Raw genomic sequence first — 20234 nt, forward strand, 5'->3', positions numbered from 1 at the left:
AGTATTTTCTTTTAGGCCAATAAAAATGGACATGCTTGCACAAATCCTCTCAAGCGGTATCGCGGTGGGGATGATCTATGCGGTTATCGCTTTCGGTTTCCAGCTAACTTTTGCCACTTCTGGCACATTGAACTTCGGACAAGGCGAGGCGCTGATGTTGGGTGCTTTGGTTGGTCTAACTTGTGTGGACACTTTTGGCATGAACTATTGGGTCATGATTCCAGTGGTTTGCTTGTTCGGAATGATTCAAGGTAGTTTTGTTGAATTGATTGGTGTGCGTCCAGCAATCAAAATTAAGTCCGAGTTTGGTTGGATTATGTCCACCATCGCTCTCGGTATTATTTTCAAGAACGTAGCTGAAAATATTTGGGGTCGCGATGCGTTGCCATTCCCATCACCACTCGATATGGAGCCAATGAGCTTCTTGGGTGCGAATATTCTGCCAATGGAAATCTTGGTAGTAGTTGGCGCCTTGGTGATGATGTTGTTAGTGGAATTTTTCAACCGTAAAACGATTTACGGTAAAGCGGTTGTTGCAACTGCCAACGATCGCGATGCGGCTGGCTTGATGGGTATCAATACCAGCCTGGTGATTACTTTCTCATACGCTTTATCTTCGTTGACTGCTGCTTTCGCAGGGGTATTGATTGCACCATTGACTTTGACTGGCGCAACTATGGGCGGCGCTCTCGGCTTAAAGGCTTTCGCAGTAGCGATCATCGGTGGCCTCTCTAGCGGCCTTGGCATCATTGTTGGCGGTTTGATTTTAGGAATCGTTGAGACTGCCACTGGTTTCTATGTCTCTACTGGCTATAAAGATGTGCCAGGTTTGATCTTGCTCTTGCTAGTGCTTGCATACAAACCATCCGGCCTCTTCGGTAAATCTGCGATTAAGAAAGTTTAATGATGAAATTGAAGTCTCTATTACCTCTATTAATTGCAATTGTGGGGCTGTTTTGCTTGCCCCTATTTGTTCATAATCCTTACTACATTCACTTAGCTGAAACGATTCTGATCTACGCCATTCTCTTGTTTGGTTTGGACATCGTGGTGGGTTATGTAGGCCAGGTTTCACTAGGGCACGCAGCCTTATTCGGGATTGGTTCCTATACCGCTGGTGTGCTGTTCTTCCATTTTGGACTTCCCATTTGGGCAACCCTGCCAGCTTCAGTAGTGGTGACTGCTATTTTCGGTGGCATCTTAGCGCTTCCAGCACTCAAGGTGATTGGCCCGTATCTGGCGATGGTGACCTTAGCGTTTGGAACCATTGCACAGATCTTGATTAATGAAATGACTTGGTTGACTGAAGGCCCCTTGGGCATCAAGATTCCAAAGCCAGAGCTCATGGGCGTTCCGATGACCAAGGCAGAGTATTTCTGGTTGGTATCGATCGTTCTGATCCTTGCTTTGATTGTGGTGGATCGTTTTGTGAAATCACAAATGGGTCGTGCGTTTGAGGCCTTGCGTGACAGCCCGATCGCTTGTGACTGTATGGGTGTTTCTGTATATCGCTTTAAGGTAATCGCATTTGTGATCAGTGCCGGCTTTGCTGGTTTAGCTGGTTGCTTGTATGCCTACTCCGAGCAATATATTTCTCCAAACACTTATAACAACGAACTCGCTGTTCTGTTCCTGCTCGGCATCATCATGGGTGGCCGCAAGTCACGCCTCGGTGCAGTGATTGGCGCTGCCATCATCGTGCTGTTGCCAAAACTCTTGGATGACATCAACCTGTTTCGTATTGTTGCCTCGATCATTGCGATCGTAGTGGTGGTTGGTGCTGCGATGGCCTTGTCAAAAAAGGTCACGACTCCACGCCGCGTTGCAATTCCAATCGCAGGCGTGGTTGGCTTGGCAGCATTCTCATTCTGGCTCAACAGTATTTCAGATTGGCGCCTGAGTATTTTCGGCTTCATGATTTTGTTGGTGGTCTATTACTTGCAAAACGGTATCGTTGGCTTTACTAAGAGCTTTTACCAATCTATTGCTGGTAAGACCAAAACTACTCGTGGCGATCAAGTTGAGGTAGTGGATGACTCCATTAGTTTCATCAGTACCGTTAAAAATCAAAATACAGGTGCTGAACTCCTGAAGGTGGATTCAGTGTTGATGCAGTTTGGTGGCCTGAAGGCTCTGAACAATGTGGATCTCAGCATCAAGCGTGGCACGATTCATGGTCTGATCGGTCCTAACGGTTCTGGTAAGAGCACGATGATGAACGTCTTGACCGGTATTTACGTGCCTACCGCTGGTAACGTTTTATTTTCTGGACAAAGCGTAGTCGGCCGCACTTCTTCTGACATTGCTCTTTCTGGTATTGCGCGTACTTTCCAAAACGTTCAGCTCTTCGGTGAAATGACCGCCATCCAAAATATTTTGGTTGGTTTACATCACACCTTTAAGTCCAACATGGTGGAAATTGCATTACATCTGCCGCGTTATAAGCGTGAAGAAGCTGAAGCACATGCTCGCGCAATGGCTCTACTGAAGTTCGTTGGCTTGGATGACTTGGCAAATGAAGAGGCGCGTAACTTGCCATACGGTAAGCAACGCCTCTTGGAAATTGCTCGTGCCTTGGCCTTGGATCCAGAGTTGCTCTTGTTGGATGAGCCAGCTGCTGGTTTGACAGCGCCTGACATTAAAGAACTCTTGCGAATTATTCGTAAGATCCGCGATAGCGGTATTACCTTCATCCTGATTGAGCATCACATGGATGTGGTGATGTCAGTATGCGACACCGTTTCTGTATTGGACTTCGGTCAGAAGATTGCAGAAGGTAAACCAGCTGAAGTTCAGGCAGACGAGAAGGTGATTCATGCCTACTTGGGTACTTAATCACTAGAACTATATTGAATCGGTAAATACCATGTTATCTATTAAGAATCTTGAAGCAGGCTACGGCAAAGTAAAAGTTCTGCACGGCATCAATATTGATGTTCCTAAAGGACAGGTGATTACTTTGATCGGCTCCAACGGCGCCGGCAAAACAACCACTATGCGTGCTATTACTGGGATGATCAAGCCTACTGCTGGCGAAGTGATCTTGGGCGGTGAAAAAATTGATGGTTACGACTCTCATAAAATTGCCCGCCTTGGATTAGCGCATAGCCCAGAAGGTCGTCGCGTGTTTACGACGATGTCTGTAAATGACAATCTTTTGTTAGGCGCATTCCCACGCTTTACAGGTAGCCGTCCAAAAGGCGATATCAAGAACGATCTGGAGCGCGCTCTAGAAATGTTCCCTCGCTTAAAAGAGCGTCGCAACCAGTTGGCTGGAACATTGTCAGGTGGTGAGCAACAGATGTTGGCAATGGCTCGCGCCGTGATGTTAAATCCAGAGATTATTCTCTTGGACGAGCCTTCCATGGGTCTTGCGCCAATTTTGGTTGAGGAAGTATTTAAGATTATTTCTAACCTTAAATCTCAAGGCGTGACGATGTTATTGGTTGAGCAGTTTGCTGCCGCAGCTCTGAATGTTGCTGACTATGGTTATGTGCTGGAGAACGGCAAGATTGCAACTCATGGCCCAGCCGATAAGTTGATGCATGATCCTGCTGTGAAAGCGGCTTACTTAGGTGGTGCTGGCAGTCACTAAGTCATTGCTTTTTCAGTAATGCATTAGTAAATCTTGTTTGTTAAAAAGCCCTCGATTGAGGGCTTTTTCTATTGGGGTGTAAGTAAGGCATTCGCCCAACTAGCCCTGGAGTAATGAGATCGCCTCACGAACCAGTAAGGCGCGGTAGCCCATATAGATGGCTACACCTACAAAGCCCAGCAGAAAGAGCTTAGGCACTAAAGCACCCTCAGCTACTAACTCTGAATTGAGGAGCCCGAGAGCTACAGCTAAGAAGAATATAGCGCCTAAGCCTAGGACAATCCAATTTTCATGCTGACTGACTTGCCGTGTTTGATTGGCGTAAGCCAGCACCTGAAAGCGATTGCCTTTGGAGTAGCCAGATACTGTAACCCTATCACCATTAGTGACCACCATGGGTGATGAGAATTTAGCTTCAATTGCACGATCATCTAAATTAAACGTAGAGATATAGAAGCGTTGGTAATACACCGAGGAATGGTCATGAGTAGGTTTTTCTGGATTCACATATTCCAGGAGCTCATGATTGAGATTGCTGACCGTTCCAGAAAGAGCGCTCACTGAGCTGGTTAAAAAAGAACTGGGTTTCAGAGTCATGAGTAAAGCTCCCGATATTGCGAGAGAAAAAATAAGAAGAAAGGATGGTATTGGACGTTTCACAGATTCAAAGTTAGCACACCTTTGACTAGCAGACTGATGGCAATCACTAAGGTGAAGATAGAGAAAATGAGTTGGGTATGCGGACCGCTGAGTTTTTTACCCAAGAGAAGCCCAATGAATAGCCCGCCCAATGCTGCTAGCGCAAATGGCGCAGCAAGCCAAATATTTAGGTTGCCACTGACGGCCGAGAAAATCGCTCCGCCACTAGTAATAATGGCAAGCACTCCAAGAGAGGTGGCAACAATGGATTTGATTGGTAAGTCGCTATAGCGCCTGAGGGCTGGGACGATGATAAAACCGCCGCCAACACCAAGCAAGCCAGACAGAAAGCCCGCGATGCTACCAGCGAATATTAGGGCGCGTGCGCAGGGGAGAGTCCATTGGAGCTTTCCAATAGCGGGATTGATTAGACAGGGAGGTGGTTTTCTGTTTGTCTCTGGGATGCCATTAATCTGATTGCGGGCCTCACCCAATAAGCGCATGGCTACATATAAGAGGATCAAGCTAAATAAAATCTGTAATGGGGCATTCGGAATCTTTGGAGCAAGCCAGAGTCCTATGGGCGATAACGCTAAACCAAAGATCGCCATAAAACCAGCTGCTTTATAGCGCAAAACCTTATTTCTGAGGCCCATGATCGCTCCAATACTGGAAGCTAAGGCAACGGCACATAAGGCAATTGGGGCTGCCTCTGCAATGGGTAGACCAAGGAAGAAGACTAATAAAGGGACCGATAAAATCCCGCCACCAGCACCAGTAAGGCCCATTAGGATGCCTACGAGGATGCCAAGTGCTGGGCTGATAAGGGGTGAGTAGTCCATTGCAATTTATTTTAGATTAATATAGTATATAAATATATATAATATTAATGCAATTGGGAGAATATTTTGACCATACAGCACAATGCCCTAATTAAGCACTTTTTTGATCCAGAAACTGGGACCTATACCTATGTGGTCTATGAGGGGGATGCTAGCCCCTGCATCATCATCGACTCGGTACTGAACTATGACCCTAAATCGGGCAGAACTAGCACCAAATCCGCTGATGAGGTGATTGCCTTTGTTCAGTCACATCAGCTGCAAGTGAGTTGGATTCTGGAGACTCACGCCCATGCGGATCATTTAACGGCAGCCCCCTATTTACAAAGTCGCCTAGGCGGCAAGTTAGTGATTGGCGATCACATCACGAAAGTGCAGACAGTCTTTAAGGGAGTTTTCAATCTAGATGATCGATTTCAGGTGGACGGGAAACAGTTTGATTATTTATTAAAAGAAGGCGAGTCACTCGCTTTTGGAAATCTTTCCTTGAAAGCGCTTTTTGTACCAGGTCATACCCCTGCTTGTATGGCTTATGAAATCGGAGATGCGATCTTTGTGGGTGATACCTTATTTATGCCAGATGTCGGCACAGCTCGCTGTGATTTTCCAGGTGGCGATGCAAAGATGCTCTATCGCTCCATCCAAAAGATCTTGTCATACCCTAGCCAGACCAAGCTGTATCTGTGCCATGACTACCCTCCAACTAGCCGGCCTGTCGCTTGTATGAGCACCGTTGCCGATGAGAAGGCAAATAATATTCATGTGCATGATGGCGTTACTGAAGAGCAGTTTGTACAGATGCGTACCGAACGAGATAAAACCTTAGAGATGCCCGTGCTAATTTTGCCGTCTATTCAGGTCAATATTCGGGCAGGGCATTTTCCTGAGCCAGATAGTAATGGCGTTGCCTATCTAAAAATTCCTTTAAACACACTCTGATAGGGGGATAACAATGAATATGCCGATCTCCAAAGCGGAGCTCAAGAAGATGCAGTCATCGGCAGATGATGCCTGCAAGCTAATGAAGGTCTTGTCTAACCGGGATCGCATGATGCTCTTATGTGAAATTGGACAGGCGGAAAAATGCGTTGGAGAGCTGGAGGCTGCGCTAGATTTACATCAGCCAACCCTCTCTCAGCAATTGACCGTGTTGCGCAAGGAGAATTTAGTTAAGACCCGTCGAGAGGGTAAGCAAATTTACTACTCTCTATCAAGCCAGATTGCCGTATCCGTCATGAGTTTGCTCTACAAGCATTACTGCAAGAAGTAAGAGTAATAAATCATTTAATCGTTTTTAAAGGGAGTTCAATATGAAATGTAACGTCGGTGGTATCGATCGTATTTTAAGAATCTCAGTAGGTATTGTGCTGGTCGCGCTTGCAGCTAACGGTATCGTGGGCTGGTGGGGTTGGCTCGGACTACTTCCTTTGGCTACTGGTATTTTCCGTTTCTGCCCAGCCTACCCATTGTTAGGAGTGAGTTCTTGCGGGACATCTGCTGGCGATTCTTGCTGTAAGTAAGTCTTTTTCAGCATCATCAAGGCGTATTGAGAAAAGTCACTCGATGCGCCTTATTACCATCTAAGGCAGTGGCTTTTTAACATAAACACCATGCAGTAAAAAGATGGCAAAGAATGCCAGGCCAATTACCCAGTGTGTTGTGATGACTGTATCTCGAATTTCTTCAGGGCCGTAATACAACAAGGCGCCCGATATTAATAAGGTAGTTAAAAAAGCCAACTGGCCCAGTCCACTCCATAACTTTCTTTTGGATTTCAGGCCCGCTTTAATGTGAAAAGGTAAGACTGAGCCTAAAGCCATCGTAGCTATCATGGCGGCAACCCCATGCCACATCAAAATCGAGTGGGCGCCCAGCACAGTGCGTTCAATATGAAATTCATGGCCGAGTAAGTAGGCTGTACCAGTAAGAGAGCAGCTCAACATGCCAGTTAGGACGAAAGGTCTTTGCCATGCCGGCATCTTACCGAGGCGACTAGTATTTTTCATATGGTGGGGGTGTTAGGGATTCTGATTGCTTGGGCAGAAAAATGCTTCAAGCAGGGGTGGTGGATATTTTTGGTGATGCTGATCACCTTGGTTAAGGCATCTGCATAGACGCATTCATTTGCAATGACTGAGTAAGACTCTTCAAACTCAATATGCTCATGATTAAGAGGATTTATTAAATAACTTTGCGAATTGGCATCGCGCTTTGCAAAGTAGAGGCTGCTAGTTGCAATCGCACCCGTCTGCATGCTACCAATCTGGATAAGTTCATGGGGATTAAATGGATTACGAATTTGAATATCTTGTGCGCGATCTCCAAAGACTCGTATATCGCCACCTGCATTGACTGATCCAACGCTAATCTTATGAGCTTGTAGAATTTCAATGGCCTTATCAACTGCATACCCTTTAGCGATGCCACCAAGATCAAGACAGAGTGGTAGCTGAGAGCGAACCAGATTTTCTTCAATAAAGTCTAGATCTTCAATGCCTCCGAATGAGTGATCGCCTAGACTGAAATGATTAGGCAGAAGTCCCGCTTCTACTAAGCGATGCCCAACTCCGCAATTAAATACCCCTTGAGACTGAAGATAAATCTCCTTGGAGATGGCAAGTACTCTAGCGGTCCAGGGATGAATACAAACTGGCTCTAGATAAGATCTGGCATTAATTTGGGAAAGCTCACTATCTGGATGATGAAAACCCATTAAAGACTGCACTTTTTCAATAGCCAAAAAGGCCTCGCTCAGAGCCTGAGAAGATTGCGCATCATCCTCAATCATGATTTCTACGAAGGTGCCTAAGAGCGGTTTGCAGCGAATCATTTTGCTTTTAGGGCTAAGGCCTGATTTTTCAAGGTAATGTCGTATAAGACTGCAACGCGCTTTACACCGTCGGTGAGATGCTTGCAGGAGAGGGTTGCCCCACCAATATTCTGAATATCTTGGTTGAGCTTGATTGGATCAGCCGCTGTCTTACCGATGAACTGGTTTCGCCACTGAACTTCACCTACTTCATAACCATAGGACTCTACATAGTCTAGGATCTCGATTCCAGTTACTGCGCCTGATGGACTCAGTGCAACAGCATAGGTAATCATTTCGTGTTTACCAACTACCTCATCTACGATGAACCAACTTCCATCGGCCGCTTTCCAAATTCGGTCTCCTTGAAAAGGATGGCGAATGCTAGAAGCGGAGCGCATTTTGTCTTGTAGTTCATCGGTGATGATGATGGGATTTTTAGTAAGTGATTTATTGGGTATGAGTATCTTTTGAGCTTGTTCAACTGATACATAAATCTTGGCATGCGCCACTATTGGTGTCGTGACTGCGGTTAGACCAATGATGAATAGGGGGTTGGGTTTCCAATACATAGCTTGAATTCGTTGGCTTAAGTAGGTTGTATAAATTAATTAGCTAGCAGCGCATTAGCCTGAGAGCAAAGCTCATCAAGCTCTTGATTGCTTTCGTTTAGCTGAGCTAAGGCCTCGAACATCATCAAGGCCCGTTCTCTCGCAGTTACACAGTGGGTGGACTGAAATTTAATCAGGTAAATGAGTGCTGCCATTAATAAATTTTGCTTTTCCATGGTTTCCTTAAAATGAAGACTGCGAGAGATTGTTTAGTTAAGTGGGAAACCGACTTTAACGATGAATTCATTGACTGAGTGGCTATCCCAAACGCGGGCATTGGAGCACTCCGCGGTTCCATCACCCATGCAGGTATTGCCCTTAAGCTGATAGCGCCAAGCTCCAGTGACCCACCAATTTTTTTCTGCATAGTGCAAATTGGGACCAACAAAAGTTGCCCTTTGTACTTGATTTTGTAGGTTGTAGCTAGAGTAGTCATTGTGAAAGCGAGCTTCAACACCACCTGACCACTTGGGCGCAAATCGATAGCTTGCTCCCACTAAGAAATCGAGCATTGACTCTGGGACATTGCCATTGCCGACAAACTTCAATTGCTCATTTGCCACAACTACGTTTCCAGCCAAAACTAACTTGTCATCTATGAAGTTAGATTGCAGTAGTAAACGTGCCTCTATCTCATTCTTATTCTTACCAATGGTTGGCTCTAAATAGAGTCCCACGCCTACTGGAGAGGTAACTGGATTGGTTATTCGGTAAATTGCCTCCAGTGACCCGCCTTCAATGCCACTCTTTCTGTAAGGTGAGGCTGGATTATGTGATTCCGGGACAGGTTGTCCTCCTGTGCATGAGGGGCTATCGCCACATGCCTCTGGGTTGGTGTAATTTTGATTTGCGTTGACGTAATAGGCATTGAGATAGCCGGCCAACTGAAAATCGTTAGTTACTCCATATTCCAGCTCAGAACGAGAGAACCAGGCGTTATATGACCCTGCAGCTTGCTGCTTATTCAGTTGTAAGCGCTGTTCAAACTCTAGCTTTCCTTTTGGCTGGAGATCTAGGGTGTAGATCCAACCAAATGCACCTTCACCCGCATTGGCGAAAGAGAAGTGTAGGGCTGTAGCCAGCAGGGCGGCAAACAGGGCTATTCGTTTGATAGTCAGTTTCATTGTGATTGTGGGTTGGTTGATAAAAGTAATTGATAATGATTCTCAATATACAGCAAATGAGAATTATTCTCAATTGAGAAAATGACCACATTTCTTTTGGTGTTGAGATTTACCCAGAGGGCTTGCTGAGCTTGTAAGATCCATAGTTATGGATTCGGAAGCCTTGGTGAAGCTGGTCACAATGAAGATGCCTTATGGCAAGCATGCCGGTCGCGCGCTTGCGGACTTGCCGGGTAATTATTTGGCGTGGTTTGCTCGTGAAGGATTTCCTAAGGGCGAGCTTGGTCAGCTTCTGGAGTTAATGCACACCCTAGATCACAATGGTTTGCGCGGCCTATTGGCGCCCATTCAGCGCGCCCATGGAGTTCCTGCTCGTACGCGCGAATACTAGGTTTATTTAGAGCGCACTATCGCTGTCACGCGATTCCGCTCGTAACTCACATTAGGTGAATCTGGTGGACTGCTTTGGGAAAGGGTGACCTGCATTGAGCTTTGCGCTTGAATCTCTTGCGCTAGGTTTTGAGCCAATTTGAGATTGCGGTCATATTGAATCTCGATACTAGCTACTCTTCCCGCCTTAATATTGGAGATGATTGCTGCCACCTTCTCAGGTGAGTATTGATCAAAAAACACGGGATACCAAGCGCCTATTAATTGCCTTGGCTCAGTTGCACCCTTTTCAACGGGTTTGCTGAGCTTACTTTCGCCGATATCTGTAGGTAAGCGAAAGTCGATGCCAGTTTTCTGAACTAGTTCTGCGTAAGAGATCGGTGGGCTCATTTGTGCATCATCGGTGTTCTCAACCCAATAAGCCCAGGCCAGGTTTTTATTAGGGTCATAGATCAGCTTATAGAGATGGCTCGGAATGGTGACCCTACTTTTGCCAATGCTGCCCGCATGACCAACTGATCCAGTAAAGACATAGACGTCGCCCTGAGCGCGCTTGATATACATCCTAGTGGGCTCTTCAACCCGTTTTGCCCAGATACCCTGATTGTTTTGCCTGGCCTGCGGCATCATATTTGCCAGGGAGAATGACTGTGCCATGCCCCGTTCGCGGGTCATATCGCCAGCCGGTACGTTGTGCCCACGGTCATACCCACTGCCGCGATAGTCTGTCAGGAGAGCCCGCTCATTCCAAGGTAGTCTGGCTTCTTCATAAAACTGATTGGTGCGACGAGGATGGGGCGCTTGAAGTTGCTCGCCATTTAATCGTTCAACTGTATAGATCGGTTTTTTATCTGAAGGTGAGTAGTAGATCGCGAAATCATCAAAGCAAAGATCCCGCCCCAGCTGAGTTGTACTGGGGACTTGCTGGGCTGGGAATAGATCTTTGCATTGATCAAAGAAAGCAAAGGCACTCGACGCCAGCCAGAGGGTACTTAATAGGAGTAGCTTAGCCAGTGATTTCATTGGGTGTCAGTGTAATGAGTGGCACCCAGTGAAAGTAAAATTTTTGCTCTTTTTGGGTAAGTGAGTTAGCTCTAGAGCTAGTACTTATCAGGGTTTTAGAGTCTTTTACTGATTTCTTATATTGCATCATCAAGCACAAATAGCATTGGAGTTAGGGTTGGTAGCGTTACTTGAAATAACACTACCAGTAGAAAATCTAGCAACACAAAATACTAGATGTATGGGTTGAGGACTCCTTGTGAAGTTCAAAAAAGGTAAAAAAGTTGGATTTTGAGCACTTTTTTATTATATGAAATAAGTCCTCACTAACTTCTTTAAGTTATTGAAATTAAAGGGAAAAATATCAAAACTGGGGGAATACCTAGGGATCATCCTTATTTCAAGACCTATAAGTTATGGAAATCCAGTTCTTTATTCTTGACTTGATATAAGAACCTTCTTAGGATGACCCATGTTTATTACTTATTGCATCGCAACATAAATCTGAACTTTGATTTTTGGTGTGCCGCAAGACCATGAATGATTAAATGTTTTTCTGCCAATTCGAGTGACTTACAACTAGCGCCAGCCACAACGGCGAGCGCGAAAGAGTTGTTAGCCCATGCTCTATCTCCAGTGTACCGGGTGATGAATGGTTTATTGATCGTGACAGTTTTCATGATCGTGGGACTCTGGCTTTCCGGCAATGGAACTCAAGCAGGTGCATTTGATTTAGCTCGCATCTTAGTTCCAGATGAAGCGCGGCATATAGTTTGGCAAAACGGTTTTGGAATGCTCGATCAGTATCAAGAGGAGACTCCAAAGGCGCAGGCTGATAAGGAGATCGCTAATGTGATCTACGGAAAAGCTTCGAACAGTCCTCATAGTGGCTTAACTAGCGCCAAGCAGCAAACTGTCGCCCTCTTGATGCCTTCGGTAGCCCATGCCCAGGTCAAGCCGATTTCACACTTGTCGGATCGCATCCCAACCTCAAAAATTGACCCTCAAGCGCTCGATTCGAAGTTGATGGTGTCTATTCAGAACCAACGGGCTGTTGCTGACTTCTTCGAGAAAAAATACAACTTGGATCGTGCCAAGATTGAAGAATACGTCTCCAATACTGTGTTGATCGCGAAAGAGGTCAACATTGACCCCGTCTTGTTGTTGGCTGTGATTTCAGTAGAGTCAAACTTTAATCCACTGACCAAAAGTCATGCTGGCGCTGAAGGTTTGATGCAGGTGATGACTGCTATCCATAAAGATAAATATGCTTTGTACGGTGGCACTACAGATGCTGTTAAGCCTGAAGTGAACATTCGGGTAGGTGCTTATATTCTGAAATACCTGATTGCCACTAGTGGCTCATTGCGCAATGGCTTGAAATATTATGTGGGCGCTGCAAACGCTGAAAACGATGGTGGCTATACCGATAAGGTGATGGCGGAAAGAAATCGTTTGATTGGTTTGTGTCAGCCAGCGACGCAAAATAAATTAACCCTGAATGGTAAAGATTTGCGTTCGTAAGATCTGCAGCAGTACTCTGGGAAAAATAAAGGCCACTCATTGAGTGGCCTTATTGCTTGCAGATGGAGCTACGGAATTAATTCACTCCATGTAGTTCTACGTCAAATACCAATGTTGCATTTGGGGGAATTACGCCACCAGCACCACGTGCGCCATAGCCCATTTCAGAGGGGATGATGAGAGTACGCTTGCCACCAATCTTCATGCCTTGTACGCCCTGATCCCAGCCCTTAATGACATGACCAGCACCCAAAGGAAAGCTGAACAGTTGACCGCGGTCTAGCGAGCTATCAAACTTTTGCCCTTTATGATCGGGCGCCTTCTCGTCAAACAACCACCCGGTGTAATGCACGTCTACATGATTACCGGCAGTAGCTTCCTTGCCATCACCAACAACGGTATCTATTTTTTGGAGTTCGCTCACGTTTATCTTCCTCTTTGGCTGAAATTGAGGGGCTAGTATATTCTGAGCGTAATCTTTTTGTTCGAGCAAACCAACATGACAAACTTCTGGCCCCATTCTGCGTATAAAACCCTTTCGGTGGGGTCTGATAAGCAATTGCTCGTGACAGATGATTTTCTGCGTGCTTACTTGTCGCGTCCAGAATTAAACCTCGTCCCTGAATCCTGTGATGTAGAGCGTGCCTTACATCAGCGTTTAAACGAGAATCCTCGGGCAGTCATTGCCGATCAAGAAATTACCGCAATGGCAGATCCCGATATTCAGGTGAACTATCAAGTTTGGCTTAGGTATCGAGCTAAGTTATTGGCAGCCAGCTCTTTGGAAAATTTTTATATGAGCTTATTTAAAGGTGATGGCGTAGATGTGCCACCTTTATTTATCTCTCAGTTGGCTCAAATCTTCATCCGGCACATCTTGGGCGAAGATTGCCACCCCTTAGATGCGCGCATGGGTGAGCTCTTCTTTCGGGTTCAGAAGATCACCGTGCTAGAGGACAGTGTTGTGATGGGCGCGGACGATGAGGTGGTTACTCGCAATGCGCAGGCAGGGGAGACCGGCAACATCATGGATCTGCTCAAGGGGAAGTCGATGTCCATGCGATCAATCGATTTGGATGTGTTGCATGAGGAAAATGCCGATCTCTATTGGGATAAGAGCGAGGATCATGACTTTGCAGTGCAACTGAACTTTGGTCAGCCCCCCATCAATCATTTTTGTCGCGTCCTTGAAAAATGGGTGCAGCACTTTTTAGGTGCTCAGGTACGCATTACCCCAATGCAGCAAATCACTGACCCTAAATGGTCTTGGCATGTTGGTCTAGATGCTGCTGCGACCGATATTTTGAATAAGCTGTACAACAAAGAACCAGTGGACACTGACGAACTTGAGAAAGTGATTTGTTTATTCCGTCTGGACTTTATTGATGAGGCTGCCCTTACTCAATCTCAGGCCGGTAAGCCGGTGTACCTAGGCATTGCTATGAATGATGAAAAGCAATTAAAGCTTAAGCCACAAAACCTACTCTTTAATCTACCCTTGGCTAAAGTTTCCTAAGCGGTAGAGGAGGCGCTACTCTTCTTGCGATTAGCGCTAAGCCAAATCAAAGCACCTGCTGTGACTGCTACGGGAAGCAGCGATCCCAGATTCAGAATATTCCAGCCCTGTGAGGTAATGAGGGCGCCAGAGCCGAAGGAGGTAAAGGCCATGGTTCCAAAGACGAAGAAGTTAATGGCAGCCTGAGCCTTATCGCGCTCTTCGGGTCGGTAGGCTGTCATCGCTAGGGAGGTCGAGCCGGTAAATAAAAAGTTCCAGCCAACACCCAATAAAAATAGTGCAATTAAGAATTGATGAAAGTCGACACCAGTTAAGGCTATCGCAATGCAGAGAAGATTCAGGGCGACACCGACACCCATGATCTTGAGTGTGCCAAAGCGCTGAATCAGTGAGCCAGTAAAAAATCCTGGCGCGAACATACCAATCACATGCCATTCCAATACCAGCGCCGTGTCAGAAAAAGGTAGCCCGCAAATTTGCATGGCAAGCGGAGTAGCTGCCATCAGGAGATTCATGACACCATAGCCCAGAGAGGCGCCGATCACGGCAACCATAAAAACAGGTTGCTGCAAGATGGTTTTGAGACCCCTGCCATCCGAAAGCGAGTGTTGGGTTTTGAATTCTTCTGGAAAATGGATGAACTGCATCACGATGACGCCGATAAAGCCGGCTATCGAGAGGGTCAGGTAAGCCCCCAAGAATGCCGTATCAAAGAAATCCTTGGTCCACGAAGCCAGGTTGGGTCCAATGACGGCCCCAAGGATTCCACCAGCTAATACCCAAGAAACCGCCTTATCTCTTTGGCTGGCAACTGTCAGCTCAGCCGCCGCAAATCGGTAGAGTTGTCCATTAGCGCTGTAGTAGCCCGCGATAAAGGTGCCGAGTACCAGAAGCCAGAAGTTTTTGGAGATAGCGGCATACGCGCACAGAAGCGCTGAAAACACGGCCACCAAGAGACCCAGCTGAAAAGAAATCTTCCTACCAAAGTAATTTTGGGTTTTAGCCACAATCGAGGTTGAGAAGGCGCCCCCTACAACATAGCCCATTACGGGCAAGGTAGCCATCCAGGCTACTGGACTTAGACTGAGCCCAACTAGGCCATTAATGGCTATGAAGGTCACATTATTGGTTAAAAACAAGCCCTGGCAGAGAATCAACAGTACGAGGTTTTTGTTCAGTAAGGGGTGCTTGTTGCTCATGTATTGCAGTTTACGTTGTAAGTAGATGGAAGATTGGCTTGGTGGATTCCCTTAGATTGACTGACTTCAGCCAATTTGGTGCCTAAAACCCCTTAAATTACTAGGGTCGATGATTTAAAATAGTCGTCTCGGTCCAGTGCGTGAAATTACACCCAAGTCAGCCAAAAGCGTCTGAAGTGTTGCGTGCGGAATGCGGGAGTGGTTCGGTATAAGGCCGAGCCCTAATATTTATCCATATCGAGGAAACATCAATGGCTTCAGAGAAATCAAAGATCATTTACACGCTGACAGACGAAGCACCCTTGTTGGCGACCTGTGCATTTTTGCCAATCATCCGTACTTTTACAGCGCCAGCTGGAGTGCAGGTTGTAGAGAGCGACATTTCTGTTGCGGCACGTATCTTGTCGGAGTTCTCTGATTGCTTAACTGCTGAGCAGAAAGTGCCTGATAATTTGGCTGAGTTAGGTCGCATGACTTTATTGCCTGATACCAACATCATCAAGTTGCCTAATATCAGCGCTTCAGTACCTCAGTTGCTTGCTGCGATTAAAGAATTGCAGTCTAAGGGTTACAAGATCCCTGATTTTCCAGAAGATCCTAAGGACGATGCTGAAAAATCGATTCGTACTCGTTATTCCAAATGTTTGGGTAGCGCCGTAAACCCCGTTTTACGCGAAGGTAACTCTGATCGCCGTGCGCCAAATGCAGTAAAGCGTTATGCCCGCAAGAATCCGCATTCTATGGGTGAGTGGAGCCAAGCTTCCCGTACCCACGTATCTCATATGCACGGTGGTGACTTCTACGCAGGTGAGAAGTCCATGACCATGACCAAGGCATGTGATGTGAAGATGGATTTGGTAACGAAGAGCGGTAAGACTATTGTGCTTAAGCCAAAAGTCTCTTTACTTGCTGGTGAGATTATTGACAGCATGTACATGAGCAAAAAAGCGCTGTGTGAGTTCTACGAAAAAGAAATTGAAGATGCTTATAAGACAGGCATGATGTTGTCATTGCACGTCAAGGCAACCATGATGAAGGTGTCACACCCAATCGTGTTCGGTCACGCTGTAAAGATTTTCTACAAAGATGCATTTGAGAAGCATGCTAAATTGTTTGATGAGTTGGGTGTGAATCCAAACAACGGTATGAGCAGCTTGTATGACAAGATCAAAACTTTGCCAGAATCCAAGCGCGAAGAAATCATTCAAGATTTGCACGCTTGTCACGAGCACCGTCCAGCATTGGCGATGGTGGACTCCGCCAAAGGCATTACCAACCTGCATTCACCAAGCGATGTAATCGTGGATGCCTCTATGCCAGCGATGATTCGGGTTGGCGGCAAGATGTGGGGTGCGGATGGTCGTTTGCATGACACTAAGGCAGTCATTCCAGAAAGTACCTTTGCCCGTATTTACCAAGAGATGATTAACTTCTGCAAAACTCACGGCAACTTTGATCCAAAAACCATGGGTACAGTGCCCAATGTGGGCTTGATGGCTCAGCAGGCTGAAGAGTACGGTTCACATGACAAGACTTTTGAGATTCCAGAGGCTGGCGTAGCCCGCATCGTTGCGGATGACGGCACAGTACTGCTGGAGCAGAATGTTGAAGAGGGCGATATCTGGCGTATGTGTCAGGTTAAAGATGCGCCGATTCGTGACTGGGTTAAGTTGGCGGTAAACCGTGCGCGTTTATCTAATACCCCAGCAGTATTTTGGTTGGATGAGTACCGTCCACACGAAGCTGAGTTGATCAAGAAGGTGCAAACCTATTTGAAAGATTACGACTTAACAGGTGTAGATATTCAGATCATGTCTCAGACTCGTGCGATGCGATTCACGCTAGAGCGCGTGATTCGTGGAAAAGATACGATTTCTGTGACAGGTAATATTTTGCGTGACTACCTCACTGACTTGTTCCCGATTATGGAGCTCGGTACTAGTGCCAAGATGTTGTCTATCGTGCCTTTGATGGCGGGTGGCGGCCTCTTTGAAACTGGCGCAGGCGGCTCCGCTCCCAAGCACGTTCAACAATTAGTTGAGGAGAATCATTTACGTTGGGATTCCCTTGGTGAGTTCTTGGCCTTGGCTGTTTCTCTGGAAGATATCGGCGATAAAACCGGCAATCAAAAAGTGAAGATTTTGGCCCGCACTCTAGATGAGGCAACTGGTACATTGTTGGATAACAATAAGTCACCATCACCACGTACTGGTGAGTTGGATAACCGCGGTAGCCAGTTCTATTTAGCAATGTACTGGGCTCAAGCTTTAGCTGCGCAAACCGAAGACAAAGAATTGCAAGCTCACTTTGCTCCGATTGCCAAAGCTTTGACGGACAACGAGCAAAAAATTGTTGCCGAGTTCAAAGCGGTACAAGGTAAGCCAGTAGACATTGGCGGCTACTTTATGCCTGATCAAGCAAAGTTCAAAGCGGTGATGTGTCCAAGCGCCACGCTCAATGACATCTTGAAAACAGCTTCAGCAGCTTAAGTTCAGCTGGTCTCACAAAAAAGGCAAACCAGACGGTTTGCCTTTTTTCTTAAGCGCTCCTGTATTGGCAAAGTTTTAAGTAACTTTCAAACTAGAGTGCCTGAGTATTCATGTATTGATCTTCTCGATAAGTGCTGACCCATTGTGGTCTGTACACGAGCAGGATAGCTAGCAGCATTCCAGAGAGTGACCCTTCCATAAAGGATAGGATAAGCAAGCCTAAAAACCAGCCCAAAGGATCGGTTGTTCCAAAAGAGGTCATTTGAAATATCTGCTGTATGCAGAAGATTAATAGCCCCGTTAGAAAGGTGCTGATGAAAGCAGCTAAATAGCCGTTACCCAAAATAAGAATAAATAAATGTTTTGGTAGGAGTCTTTGAACAGCCTTGATGACGCCAAAAGCAATGAGTGCAGGAACAATGCTTACTAAAACGTAATGTCTTGAAGCTTCCACTAAATCGCCGCTGATGCCAAATACCCCAATTAAGGCGACTATGAACAGCAGGGTAATGGCGCTCCAGAATCCGAATAAGGCAACCAAGAGTGAGGCTCCAAAAAAGTGAAAGGAGAGATCGATTAAGTTATCGATATTGCTACTGGGAAGATGGGCGCGAATATTCCAGGCGAGGGCCAGCAGCAAGATGCAGGAGATGAAGATGTTTCTGAGGCGTGGTTGTAGTAAGACGCCATGACGGCTTTTAAAAATACCTAACAAGAAAATGGCGGTAGCAGACAAAATCCAAGCCATATCAGCCTCATATAGGGGATAAAGACTTGATTTAACTGGTTTCTTTGCCACTGTGCTATTGGATTTAACCCTATTGCCTAGATAGAGGTTCAGCAATAAATCCCTAGGCGTAGGAGAATGAACATTATTCATCATGCAGCCTGGCATCCATCAAAGAGATATTGATATGTATACAAATGACTCAAAGCAGCTTTCTCAGGAAATCACCCCCAAGGCAGTTTTTGAGGGGCGCCGTGACTTAATTAAAAGTGCTGCTGCCGGAGCATTTGGTCTGGCACTCGCGCCTTGGTTCTCACGCGAGGCGCTGGCAAATAATTCTCAAAAGTTACTCGCGACACCAAATCCAAACTTTATCCTCAAAGAGGAATCGACTAGTTACAAATACGTGACTGGCTATAACAACTTCTATGAGTTTGGTACGGATAAATCAGATCCCGCTGCTTATGCGGAGAGTTTGCAAACGCGGCCATGGACCGTCACTATTGAGGGCTTGGTTAAAAAGCCCATGACCTTGGATATAGACGCATTACTCAAGCTCGCTCCGATGGAGGAGCGCATCTATCGCATGCGCTGTGTTGAGGGATGGTCAATGGTCATTCCGTGGGATGGTTATTCCTTATCTAAGTTACTTAATCAGGTTCAGCCTTTAGGCTCCGCCAAATATGTTGAATTTATTTCCCTGGCGGATCGTAAGCAAATGCCCGGCCTTAAGAGTCAGGTTATTGATTGGCCTTATCGCGAAGGCCTGCGCTTGGATGAGGCAATGAACCCCTTAACTTTACTGACCTTCGGCCTTTATGGAGAGACGCTACCAAAGCAAAATGGAGCGCCCGTTCGGATTGTGGTGCCCTGGAAGTATGGTTTTAAGAGCGCTAAATCCATTGTCAAAATTCGTTTGACAGAAGAAATGCCTAAGACTAGCTGGAGCCAGTTCGATGCAAGGGAATATGGGTTTTACTCCAATGTGAATCCTTTGGTAGATCACCCACGCTGGAGTCAGGCTACCGAGCGTCGCATTGGGGATCCTAAAGGCGTCTTTGCTCCCAAAATGAAAACCCAAATGTTTAATGGCTATGGCGATCAAGTGGCGAGCATGTATTCTGGGATGGATCTGAAGAAATTTTATTGATGCTAAGTGATAAGTAAAGTTTGATGAAGTTATTGATTTTTCTGCTAGCGCTCTTGCCTTTGGATCGCTTGATTTTCTTAGGTTTTACTGATGGCCTGGGTGCCAATCCCATTGAATTTATTACGCGTTCAACGGGGACATGGGCGCTAGTCTTCTTATGTTTGACGCTAGCGATGACGCCATTACGTTTGCTGACAAGTTCAACGTCGTGGATTCGGTATCGCAGAATGTTGGGTTTATTTAGCTTCTTCTATGCATCTTTACATTTTGCAATCTGGCTTTGGCTAGATCAGGATTTTGATTTAGCTGAAATGCTGAAGGATGTGCTGAAGCGGCCATTTATTACGATGGGCTTTATCAGTTTTGTTTTGCTGATTCCTTTGGCCTTAAGTTCTACCCATTGGGCGCAAAGAAAACTGGGTCGTCGTTGGGCGCAATTGCATCGGCTGATCTATCTCATTGCCTGTACTGTCATCCTGCATTATTGGTGGCATAAGGCGGGAAAGAACGATCTGGATACCGTGACAATCTACGCAGTCGTTTTGCTATTGCTGTTATGTTGTAGGATTCCTTATATCCGCAAGCTTTTGGGCAAGCGATCTACCATTTAATACCAC

General features: G+C 46.1%; 23 protein-coding genes. 12 read left to right on the plus strand and 11 right to left on the minus strand.

All coding sequences use genetic code 11. From position 1 onward, the window contains the following. Positions 1-25 precede the first annotated feature (25 nt). Genes ICN42_RS04465 through ICN42_RS04475 form a run of 3 tightly spaced genes read left to right on the plus strand, consistent with a single transcriptional unit; the run spans position 26 to position 3595 of the window. The gene (locus tag ICN42_RS04465; protein ID WP_216251496.1) at positions 26-904 is read left to right on the plus strand and encodes a branched-chain amino acid ABC transporter permease; all 879 of its coding nucleotides are present in this window, start codon (positions 26-28) and stop codon (positions 902-904) included. 2 nt (positions 905-906) lie between these two features. Further along, a complete protein-coding gene (locus ICN42_RS04470; protein ID WP_216251500.1) occupies positions 907-2835 on the plus strand; it encodes an ATP-binding cassette domain-containing protein in 1929 nt (642 codons plus the stop codon). Positions 2836-2866: 31 nt separating this feature from the next. After that, a complete protein-coding gene (locus ICN42_RS04475; protein ID WP_216251503.1) occupies positions 2867-3595 on the plus strand; it encodes an ABC transporter ATP-binding protein in 729 nt (242 codons plus the stop codon). A 99-nt stretch (positions 3596-3694) separates the two neighbouring features. Here the strand turns inward: ICN42_RS04475 and ICN42_RS04480 are convergent, their stop codons facing one another. Then, positions 3695-4192, minus strand: a complete 498-nt coding sequence (locus tag ICN42_RS04480) for a hypothetical protein (protein WP_216251506.1) — start codon at positions 4190-4192, stop codon at positions 3695-3697. Positions 4193-4251: 59 nt separating this feature from the next. Continuing rightward, a complete protein-coding gene (locus ICN42_RS04485) occupies positions 4252-5076 on the minus strand; it encodes a sulfite exporter TauE/SafE family protein (protein ID WP_216251509.1) in 825 nt (274 codons plus the stop codon). 66 nt (positions 5077-5142) lie between these two features. Here ICN42_RS04485 and ICN42_RS04490 point away from each other — a divergent pair, with 66 nt between their 5' ends. From ICN42_RS04490 to ICN42_RS04500, 3 genes are read left to right on the plus strand one after another with little or no spacing between them, the layout of a single operon-like run. Continuing rightward, on the plus strand, positions 5143-6015 hold the full coding sequence (locus ICN42_RS04490) for an MBL fold metallo-hydrolase (RefSeq protein WP_216862429.1): 873 nt from the start codon (positions 5143-5145) through the stop codon (positions 6013-6015). A gap of 13 nt (positions 6016-6028) precedes the next feature. Next, positions 6029-6346, plus strand: a complete 318-nt coding sequence (locus ICN42_RS04495) for a metalloregulator ArsR/SmtB family transcription factor (protein WP_370625997.1) — start codon at positions 6029-6031, stop codon at positions 6344-6346. A 40-nt stretch (positions 6347-6386) separates the two neighbouring features. After that, the gene (locus ICN42_RS04500; protein ID WP_216251512.1) at positions 6387-6596 is read left to right on the plus strand and encodes a DUF2892 domain-containing protein; all 210 of its coding nucleotides are present in this window, start codon (positions 6387-6389) and stop codon (positions 6594-6596) included. 60 nt (positions 6597-6656) lie between these two features. Here ICN42_RS04500 and ICN42_RS04505 read toward each other — a convergent pair whose 3' ends face one another. From ICN42_RS04505 to ICN42_RS04525, 5 genes are read right to left on the minus strand one after another with little or no spacing between them, the layout of a single operon-like run. Beyond that, the gene (locus tag ICN42_RS04505) at positions 6657-7082 is read right to left on the minus strand and encodes a hypothetical protein (protein ID WP_216251515.1); all 426 of its coding nucleotides are present in this window, start codon (positions 7080-7082) and stop codon (positions 6657-6659) included. Next, a complete protein-coding gene (locus ICN42_RS04510) occupies positions 7079-7906 on the minus strand; it encodes an FAD:protein FMN transferase (RefSeq protein WP_216251527.1) in 828 nt (275 codons plus the stop codon). The genes ICN42_RS04505 and ICN42_RS04510 overlap by 4 nt, the downstream gene beginning before the upstream one ends. Then, on the minus strand, positions 7903-8457 hold the full coding sequence (locus ICN42_RS04515) for an FMN-binding protein (protein WP_216251530.1): 555 nt from the start codon (positions 8455-8457) through the stop codon (positions 7903-7905). Before ICN42_RS04515 ends, ICN42_RS04510 begins: the two co-directional genes overlap by 4 nt. Before the next feature lie 35 nt (positions 8458-8492). Further along, on the minus strand, positions 8493-8672 hold the full coding sequence (locus ICN42_RS04520) for a hypothetical protein (protein WP_216251532.1): 180 nt from the start codon (positions 8670-8672) through the stop codon (positions 8493-8495). A gap of 33 nt (positions 8673-8705) precedes the next feature. Continuing rightward, on the minus strand, positions 8706-9620 hold the full coding sequence (locus tag ICN42_RS04525; protein ID WP_216251535.1) for a DUF6662 family protein: 915 nt from the start codon (positions 9618-9620) through the stop codon (positions 8706-8708). 148 nt (positions 9621-9768) lie between these two features. Between ICN42_RS04525 and ICN42_RS04530 the strand changes: the two genes are divergently transcribed. Continuing rightward, the gene (locus tag ICN42_RS04530; protein WP_216251538.1) at positions 9769-10011 is read left to right on the plus strand and encodes a DUF3820 family protein; all 243 of its coding nucleotides are present in this window, start codon (positions 9769-9771) and stop codon (positions 10009-10011) included. A gap of 2 nt (positions 10012-10013) precedes the next feature. Here the strand turns inward: ICN42_RS04530 and ICN42_RS04535 are convergent, their stop codons facing one another. Further along, on the minus strand, positions 10014-11033 hold the full coding sequence (locus ICN42_RS04535) for a DNA/RNA non-specific endonuclease (RefSeq protein WP_216251541.1): 1020 nt from the start codon (positions 11031-11033) through the stop codon (positions 10014-10016). A 519-nt stretch (positions 11034-11552) separates the two neighbouring features. Between ICN42_RS04535 and ICN42_RS04540 the strand changes: the two genes are divergently transcribed. Further along, the gene (locus tag ICN42_RS04540) at positions 11553-12536 is read left to right on the plus strand and encodes a transglycosylase SLT domain-containing protein (protein ID WP_216251544.1); all 984 of its coding nucleotides are present in this window, start codon (positions 11553-11555) and stop codon (positions 12534-12536) included. A 76-nt stretch (positions 12537-12612) separates the two neighbouring features. On the opposite strand, the gene ICN42_RS04545 is transcribed toward ICN42_RS04540, so the two are convergent. Beyond that, complete coding sequence (locus ICN42_RS04545) at positions 12613-12960, minus strand: FKBP-type peptidyl-prolyl cis-trans isomerase (RefSeq protein ID WP_216251547.1); 348 nt, start codon at positions 12958-12960, stop codon at positions 12613-12615. 75 nt (positions 12961-13035) lie between these two features. On the opposite strand from ICN42_RS04545, the gene ICN42_RS04550 reads away from it, so the two are divergent. Next, a complete protein-coding gene (locus ICN42_RS04550; RefSeq protein WP_216251551.1) occupies positions 13036-14052 on the plus strand; it encodes a DUF6352 family protein in 1017 nt (338 codons plus the stop codon). Here ICN42_RS04550 and ICN42_RS04555 read toward each other — a convergent pair. Continuing rightward, positions 14049-15230: an MFS transporter gene (locus tag ICN42_RS04555; RefSeq protein ID WP_216252911.1), complete on the minus strand. Its 1182-nt coding sequence runs from the start codon at positions 15228-15230 to the stop codon at positions 14049-14051. The genes ICN42_RS04550 and ICN42_RS04555 overlap by 4 nt on opposite strands. 272 nt (positions 15231-15502) lie before the next feature. Between ICN42_RS04555 and ICN42_RS04560 the strand changes: the two genes are divergently transcribed. Next, positions 15503-17740: an NADP-dependent isocitrate dehydrogenase gene (locus tag ICN42_RS04560; RefSeq protein ID WP_216251556.1), complete on the plus strand. Its 2238-nt coding sequence runs from the start codon at positions 15503-15505 to the stop codon at positions 17738-17740. Positions 17741-17831: 91 nt separating this feature from the next. Here ICN42_RS04560 and ICN42_RS04565 read toward each other — a convergent pair whose 3' ends face one another. After that, the gene (locus tag ICN42_RS04565) at positions 17832-18620 is read right to left on the minus strand and encodes an energy-coupling factor ABC transporter permease (RefSeq protein WP_216251559.1); all 789 of its coding nucleotides are present in this window, start codon (positions 18618-18620) and stop codon (positions 17832-17834) included. 34 nt (positions 18621-18654) lie between these two features. Here ICN42_RS04565 and msrP point away from each other — a divergent pair, with 34 nt between their 5' ends. Together msrP and ICN42_RS04575 are read left to right on the plus strand one after the other, a co-directional pair. Next, a complete protein-coding gene (gene msrP / locus ICN42_RS04570; RefSeq protein WP_216251562.1) occupies positions 18655-19617 on the plus strand; it encodes a protein-methionine-sulfoxide reductase catalytic subunit MsrP in 963 nt (320 codons plus the stop codon). A 23-nt stretch (positions 19618-19640) separates the two neighbouring features. Next, positions 19641-20228: a sulfite oxidase heme-binding subunit YedZ gene (locus ICN42_RS04575; RefSeq protein ID WP_216251565.1), complete on the plus strand. Its 588-nt coding sequence runs from the start codon at positions 19641-19643 to the stop codon at positions 20226-20228. The last annotated feature ends 6 nt before the right edge of the window (positions 20229-20234 follow it).

It is taken from the genome of Polynucleobacter sp. 71A-WALBACH (assembly GCF_018882365.1).
In the GTDB taxonomy this organism is placed as follows: Bacteria; Pseudomonadota; Gammaproteobacteria; order Burkholderiales; family Burkholderiaceae; genus Polynucleobacter.

Excerpts from the sequence above, each read along its gene's own strand:
- ICN42_RS04465 (WP_216251496.1), top strand. The coding sequence starts at position 26 with ATGGACATGCTTGCACAAATCCTCTCAAGCGGTATCGCGGTGGGGATG.
- ICN42_RS04470 (WP_216251500.1), top strand. The coding sequence starts at position 907 with ATGAAATTGAAGTCTCTATTACCTCTATTAATTGCAATTGTGGGGCTG.
- ICN42_RS04475 (WP_216251503.1), top strand. The coding sequence starts at position 2,867 with ATGTTATCTATTAAGAATCTTGAAGCAGGCTACGGCAAAGTAAAAGTT.
- ICN42_RS04480 (WP_216251506.1), bottom strand. The coding sequence starts at position 4,192 with ATGACTCTGAAACCCAGTTCTTTTTTAACCAGCTCAGTGAGCGCTCTT.
- ICN42_RS04485 (WP_216251509.1), bottom strand. The coding sequence starts at position 5,076 with ATGGACTACTCACCCCTTATCAGCCCAGCACTTGGCATCCTCGTAGGC.
- ICN42_RS04495 (WP_370625997.1), top strand. The coding sequence starts at position 6,029 with ATGAATATGCCGATCTCCAAAGCGGAGCTCAAGAAGATGCAGTCATCG.
- ICN42_RS04500 (WP_216251512.1), top strand. The coding sequence starts at position 6,387 with ATGAAATGTAACGTCGGTGGTATCGATCGTATTTTAAGAATCTCAGTA.
- ICN42_RS04505 (WP_216251515.1), bottom strand. The coding sequence starts at position 7,082 with ATGAAAAATACTAGTCGCCTCGGTAAGATGCCGGCATGGCAAAGACCT.
- ICN42_RS04510 (WP_216251527.1), bottom strand. The coding sequence starts at position 7,906 with ATGATTCGCTGCAAACCGCTCTTAGGCACCTTCGTAGAAATCATGATT.
- ICN42_RS04515 (WP_216251530.1), bottom strand. The coding sequence starts at position 8,457 with ATGTATTGGAAACCCAACCCCCTATTCATCATTGGTCTAACCGCAGTC.
- ICN42_RS04520 (WP_216251532.1), bottom strand. The coding sequence starts at position 8,672 with ATGGAAAAGCAAAATTTATTAATGGCAGCACTCATTTACCTGATTAAA.
- ICN42_RS04525 (WP_216251535.1), bottom strand. The coding sequence starts at position 9,620 with ATGAAACTGACTATCAAACGAATAGCCCTGTTTGCCGCCCTGCTGGCT.
- ICN42_RS04530 (WP_216251538.1), top strand. The coding sequence starts at position 9,769 with ATGGATTCGGAAGCCTTGGTGAAGCTGGTCACAATGAAGATGCCTTAT.
- ICN42_RS04535 (WP_216251541.1), bottom strand. The coding sequence starts at position 11,033 with ATGAAATCACTGGCTAAGCTACTCCTATTAAGTACCCTCTGGCTGGCG.
- ICN42_RS04540 (WP_216251544.1), top strand. The coding sequence starts at position 11,553 with ATGATTAAATGTTTTTCTGCCAATTCGAGTGACTTACAACTAGCGCCA.
- ICN42_RS04550 (WP_216251551.1), top strand. The coding sequence starts at position 13,036 with ATGACAAACTTCTGGCCCCATTCTGCGTATAAAACCCTTTCGGTGGGG.
- ICN42_RS04560 (WP_216251556.1), top strand. The coding sequence starts at position 15,503 with ATGGCTTCAGAGAAATCAAAGATCATTTACACGCTGACAGACGAAGCA.
- ICN42_RS04565 (WP_216251559.1), bottom strand. The coding sequence starts at position 18,620 with ATGAATAATGTTCATTCTCCTACGCCTAGGGATTTATTGCTGAACCTC.
- msrP (WP_216251562.1), top strand. The coding sequence starts at position 18,655 with ATGTATACAAATGACTCAAAGCAGCTTTCTCAGGAAATCACCCCCAAG.
- ICN42_RS04575 (WP_216251565.1), top strand. The coding sequence starts at position 19,641 with ATGAAGTTATTGATTTTTCTGCTAGCGCTCTTGCCTTTGGATCGCTTG.